General features: G+C 40.1%; 2 protein-coding genes. One reads left to right on the top strand and one right to left on the bottom strand.

All coding sequences use genetic code 11. The annotated features are described in order from the left end of the window. Positions 1–174 precede the first annotated feature (174 nt). Complete coding sequence (locus HMPREF2697_RS02595) at positions 175–837, bottom strand: MurR/RpiR family transcriptional regulator (protein WP_013990283.1); 663 nt, start codon at positions 835–837, stop codon at positions 175–177. A 440-nt stretch (positions 838–1,277) separates the two neighbouring features. Between HMPREF2697_RS02595 and HMPREF2697_RS02590 the strand changes: the two genes are divergently transcribed. Continuing rightward, complete coding sequence (locus HMPREF2697_RS02590; protein WP_070849539.1) at positions 1,278–5,627, top strand: glycoside hydrolase family 70 protein; 4,350 nt, start codon at positions 1,278–1,280, stop codon at positions 5,625–5,627. Positions 5,628–6,000 lie beyond the last annotated feature (373 nt).

Here is a 6,000-nt window from a genome sequence, read left to right as displayed (position 1 = left end):
ATTTAACCTGTCTACTTGACAGGGGGCATATCAGTCTAGCTAGGAGGTGTTTTTTGATTTGGAGATGTTTTGAAAGTTTCAAAAACAAACAGCAACAATAAAAAGGAGGTCAGCTTTAACTGACCTCCTAATTTAGTATTACATTTTACCTGGATGAGCGACGTTGTTGCTCTGTTAGAATGACTTCAAATAACAAGTTTCCAACCAAATTGAACATCTAATGCGAACGCAGATTTTCACGTTTTTTGGGGCATCATAGACAAAAATCATGTGATCACTGATTTTAGAAAGTAGGTGATTGCCTAAAGTAGTAATAGTTAAGACAGTTGCCCCATGTCTTTTGGCTTGTAAGATACTGTTATTGACATCCTTGCTTTTTCCACCGAGTGAGAAGACGATAATGACGTCCTGAGGTGTCACAATAACTTTAATACGTTCAATACTGAATTGTTCAAAATAATCGTTGGTCCAAATGTTGATCAGTTTCAATTTGCGGTTGAAGTCGGTCATAGGCATGTAACTAGATCCCACGCCGATACAGAAAATACGTCTAGCCTCAAGAATCTTATCTGCAAAGCTTTGGAAATCTTGCTCTGAGAGGATGGATAAGGTATGTTCGAACTCGACGTGGAGTTGTTCTTTGAGTTGTTCAAAGGAGTTATGTTCTAATTTGGCTTGATTCTTCTTAAGTTCTTTTGATAAACGCAGGTCATACCGTAGTTCATTATAGGTCTGGTAACCTAGTTTCTTGCAAGCACGGATAACAGTAGAAGAAGAAATAAAGAGTTCATTGGCAATAGCCTTGAGGGTAATATTTTCAACCTCTTCCTGACGCATGAGATAATCTATAACTTCCTCTTACAGCTCAGTAAGTAGTGAATGGCTTAGATAGTTAGAATTTATTTTCAGTATGAGAAATTATCCTAAAAAAGACATCATCTCTACAGCCTGATATATTGCTTAAGTTAGTGTTTTTAAGTGTTTCAAGAGGAGAAGTCTTAAGAATCTGGTCTTTTTCCATTAGATTCTCTTGGATTAAGGTTAAAAGCAAAAAAGCTTATCAAGAATAATTCTAAATAGCTATAGTTTCCCAATTCTCTTTCCCTCAACGATAAAAAATGAATATTTTATATTTCTAAATTCTCATCAAAAACTAATATTATTAAAACAACAAAAGGACTTTTCTAAAAATTATGAAAATTTATCGAATCTTATTGAAAAAAAGCTTTCAATGATTTAGAATGAAGCTATAAATGGGAAAAAGGAGTCTTTTTATTATGGACAAAAAAGTACATTATAAAATGCACAAAGTTAAGAAACAATGGGTAACCATCGCAGTGACAGGTTTGTCTCTCGGTGCAGTCTCAGCGGTTTCTTTAGGAACTAACGACGGTGTCGTTCAGGCAGACGAACATACGGATGCTACTGTAGCCATCCCCGATATTACTGTTGATACGGGTACTGTATCTAACGATACAACGGCTGCTCAGGATCCAACTACAGCAGTTGCAGCGACAAACGATGTCGCAACTGACCAAGCAACTCCAACAGCAACTTTCGATTTGACAACTGATACAACAAATACAGTTGCAGCGAATGCTGTTGATACGGTAGCGACTGTCGGTACTGATCGTGCGGCAACTACAAACGATACAACAGCAACCAATGATACAGCTGTTGATACAACAAATAACAATACTACAACTGACACAACAACAGTTACTGATCGCGCAGCGACACGTGAACGTCGTGCGACTGGTGCCCGCCGTGGTCCTACAGGAGGCCGTCGTGCTACCCCAGTTAACGGCAATACAAATAATGCCAACAATACTGTCACAGTAGTAAACAACGACCTTCCAGCAACTAACAATGTCGTAACTGATGGTCCAAGCCATATCAAAACAATTGATGGAAAACAATACTACGTTGAAGATGATGGCACTATTCGTAAGAACTATGTCCTCGAACGTAACGGCGGAAGTCAATACTTTAATGCTGAAACTGGTGAATTGTCTAACCAAAAAGAATACCGCTTCGACAAGAACGGTGGAACAGGTTCATCAGCTGATAGCACAAACACAAACGTTACTGTAAATGGCGATAAGAATGCCTTTTATGGTACAACTGATAAAGATATCGAACTTGTTGATGGTTACTTCACTGCCAACACATGGTACCGTCCAAAAGAAATCTTGAAAGATGGTAAAGAGTGGACTGCTTCAACTGAAAATGACAAACGTCCATTGCTTACAGTTTGGTGGCCAAGCAAGGCTATCCAAGCGAGCTACCTCAACTACATGAAGGAGCAAGGTCTCGGTACCAATCAGACCTATACGTCATTCAGCTCACAAACTCAGATGGACCAAGCAGCGCTTGAAGTTCAAAAGCGTATTGAAGAACGTATTGCGCGTGAAGGTAACACTGACTGGTTGCGTACAACTATCAAAAATTTCGTGAAGACTCAACCAGGTTGGAATTCAACTTCTGAAAACCTTGATAATAATGACCACTTGCAAGGTGGTGCCCTTCTCTATAACAACGATAGTCGTACAAGCCATGCTAACTCAGATTATCGTCTTTTGAACCGCACACCAACTAGTCAAACAGGTAAACACAATCCTAAGTATACTAAGGATACAAGTAACGGTGGTTTCGAGTTCTTGTTGGCAAATGATATTGACAACTCAAATCCAGCGGTTCAGGCTGAGCAGTTGAACTGGCTCCACTACATCATGAACATCGGTACTATTACTGGTGGTTCTGAAGATGAAAACTTCGATGGTGTTCGTGTCGATGCCGTGGATAATGTCAATGCTGACCTTCTCCAAATTGCTTCAGATTATTTCAAAGCTAAATATGGTGCTGATCAAAGTCAAGATCAAGCCATTAAACACTTGTCTATCTTGGAAGCATGGTCTCACAACGATGCCTATTACAATGAAGACACTAAAGGTGCCCAATTGCCAATGGATGACCCTATGCACTTAGCATTGGTATATTCACTCTTGCGTCCAATTGGTAACCGCTCAGGGGTTGAACCACTCATTTCAAATAGTTTGAATGACCGTTCTGAAAGTGGTAAAAACTCTAAACGCATGGCTAACTACGCCTTTGTTCGTGCTCACGATTCAGAGGTACAATCAATCATTGGTCAAATCATCAAAAATGAAATCAACCCTCAATCAACAGGGAATACCTTCACGCTTGATGAAATGAAGAAAGCCTTTGAAATCTACAACAAAGACATGCGTAGTGCTAACAAGCAATACACACAATATAACATCCCATCAGCATATGCCTTGATGCTTACGCATAAGGACACTGTGCCACGTGTTTACTATGGAGACATGTACACAGATGATGGTCAATATATGGCTCAAAAATCACCATATTATGATGCTATCGAAACCCTCTTGAAAGGCCGTATCCGCTATGCAGCCGGTGGTCAAGATATGAAGGTTAACTACATCGGTTATGGTAATACTAATGGTTGGGATGCTGCAGGTGTCTTGACATCTGTACGTTATGGTACAGGGGCTAACAGTGCTTCTGATACTGGTACGGCAGAGACACGTAACCAAGGTATGGCAGTTATCGTTTCAAACCAACCTGCCCTTCGTTTGACAAGCAACTTGACAATTAACATGGGTGCGGCTCACCGTAACCAAGCTTATCGTCCATTGCTTTTGACAACAAACGATGGTGTGGCTACTTACTTGAATGACAGCGATGCTAACGGTATTGTTAAATACACTGATGGCAACGGTAATTTGACATTTAGTGCAAATGAAATTCGTGGTATCCGTAACCCTCAAGTTGATGGTTACCTTGCCGTTTGGGTACCAGTAGGTGCTTCTGAAAATCAAGACGTGCGTGTAGCACCAAGTAAAGAAAAGAACAGCAGTGGTTTGGTTTACGAATCAAATGCTGCCCTTGATTCACAAGTTATCTACGAAGGTTTCTCTAACTTCCAAGACTTCGTTCAAAATCCATCACAATACACTAATAAGAAGATTGCTGAAAATGCAAACCTCTTCAAATCATGGGGTATCACATCATTCGAATTTGCACCACAGTACGTTTCAAGTGATGACGGTAGCTTCCTTGACTCAGTAATCCAAAATGGTTATGCCTTTACAGACCGTTATGATATTGGTATGAGTAAGGACAATAAGTACGGTTCATTGGCTGACTTGAAAGCAGCTCTTAAATCACTCCACGCTGTAGGTATCTCAGCGATTGCTGACTGGGTTCCAGACCAAATCTACAACCTTCCAGGTGATGAAGTGGTTACTGCAACTCGTGTTAATAACTATGGTGAAACTAAAGATGGTGCAATCATCGATCATAGCCTCTACGCTGCTAAAACACGTACCTTTGGTAATGACTACCAAGGTAAATATGGTGGTGCCTTCCTTGATGAATTGAAACGTCTCTACCCACAAATTTTTGACCGCGTTCAAATCTCTACTGGTAAACGCATGACAACTGATGAGAAGATTACAAAGTGGTCTGCTAAATACATGAATGGTACTAACATTCTTGACCGTGGCTCAGAGTACGTACTTAAGAATGGCCTCAACGGTTACTACGGTACAAATGGCGGTAAGGTTAGCCTTCCAAAAGTAGTAGGAAGCAACCAATCAACAAATGGAGATAATCAAAATGGTGACGGCAGTGGTAAGTTTGAAAAACGTCTCTTCTCTGTAAGATACCGTTATAACAATGGCCAATATGCTAAGAATGCCTTCATCAAAGATAACGACGGAAATGTTTACTACTTTGATAACTCAGGTCGTATGGCAGTCGGAGAAAAGACTATCGATGGTAAACAATATTTCTTCCTCGCTAATGGTGTGCAATTGCGTGATGGTTATCGTCAAAACCGTAGAGGTCAAGTATTCTACTACGACCAAAACGGTGTCTTGAATGCAAACGGCAAACAAGATCCAAAACCAGATAACAATAATAATGTATCAGGCCGTAACCAATTCGTACAAATTGGTAATAACGTTTGGGCATACTATGATGGTAATGGTAAACGTGTGACCGGTCACCAAAACATCAATGGTCAAGAACTCTTCTTCGACAACAATGGTGTCCAAGTTAAAGGGCGCACTGTTAACGAGAATGGGGCTATCCGTTACTATGATGCCAACTCAGGTGAGATGGCTCGTAACCGATTCGCAGAAATCGAACCAGGTGTTTGGGCTTACTTCAATAATGATGGTACAGCTGTAAAAGGTTCACAAAACATCAATGGTCAAGACCTCTACTTTGATCAAAATGGCCGTCAGGTCAAAGGTGCTTTGGCAAACGTAGATGGTAACCTTCGTTACTATGATGTAAACTCAGGAGAGCTTTACCGTAACCAATTCCATGAAATCGATGGTAGCTGGTATTACTTCGATGGTAATGGTAATGCTGTCAAAGGTATGGTTACCATCAACGGTCAAAACCTTCTCTTTGATAATAATGGTAAACAAATCAAAGGTCATTTGGTTCGTGTGAACGGTATTGTTCGTTACTATGATCCAAATTCAGGTGAAATGGCTGTTAATCGCTGGGTTGAGGTGAGTCCAGGATGGTGGGTTTACTTTGACGGTGAAGGCCGAGGTCAAATTTAATCGTTTCTAAACTGTATGAACCGAGACAGTAGTCTCGGTTTTTATGGCATGTTTGGATTTCGTTAAGGATTTGGTGATGACTGAAACTAGTGATTTTAAAACTATTTTGAGTTAGTCATAATAGTCTGACAGTGGTCGTTACATCTGCAATCCCTTGAATAAGTCATCATGCAAAAAAGTTATTAATTATTTACAACTTAATACGTGAAAGTTGAGAAACTAGGGAGTCTCATTAAATGGTTCCAATCTATTGATGAAGCATCAAAGTCATTCTATACTAAAAGCAATGCTAGTTAACTCTTAGCATTTCATAGTTGAGGGCCAGGCACAGACTTTTTCTGTGCCATTCTCTTAGGTTCCTTCCTTATAAACT

Origin of the sequence: Streptococcus sp. HMSC064D12, assembly GCF_001837205.1 — a bacterium.
Classification (GTDB): Bacteria; Bacillota; Bacilli; order Lactobacillales; family Streptococcaceae; genus Streptococcus; species Streptococcus salivarius_D.
Note: the sequence above shows the minus strand (reverse complement) of the source record. Positions and strands in the feature narration are given on the sequence as shown.